The 527-nt window shown below is 75.5% G+C and carries 1 protein-coding gene; it reads left to right on the top strand.

All coding sequences use genetic code 11. The features are described 5' to 3' along the window. A partial coding sequence (locus AC1D2E_RS36105; protein WP_478201828.1) for an ADP-dependent NAD(P)H-hydrate dehydratase occupies positions 1-527 on the top strand: 527 nt, incomplete at both ends.

Genomic DNA, 527 nt, shown 5'->3' with positions numbered 1-527 from the left:
GGACGGGTGTTCGTCGCCCCGCTGGACGCCGGCGTCGCGCCGCTGGATCGGGTGCAGCCCGAATTGATGTTCCGCCGCCCCGAGATGCTGGATCTGGGCGCGATGACCGTGGTCTGCGGCTGCGGCGGCGGCACCGCGGTCGCCGCTGTGCTGCCCCGCGTGCTGGCGGAGGCCCGTACCCTGGTGCTGGACGCCGATGCCCTCAACGCGATCGCCGGCGACACCGGGCTGCAGTCGCTGCTGCAGGCCCGGGCGCCATCCGGCCGGACGACCGTGCTGACGCCGCATCCCCTCGAGGCGGCGCGCCTGCTGCAGGCGACCACCCGCGAAGTCCAGGCCGATCGGCTCGCTGCCGCCGTGCGCCTGGCGGCGCGCTTCGGTGTGGTGGTGGTCCTCAAGGGCTCCGGAACGGTCGTCGCCGCCATGGGCGAGCTGCCCGTGATCAACCCCAGCGGCAACGCGCGGCTCGCCACCGCTGGCACCGGCGACGTGCTGGCCGGCATGGTCRGCGCCGCGCTGGCCACGGG

The sequence above is a fragment of the Variovorax sp. P1_H2 genome (assembly GCF_056405295.1).
This window is presented reverse-complemented; position numbering and strand designations above follow the sequence as displayed.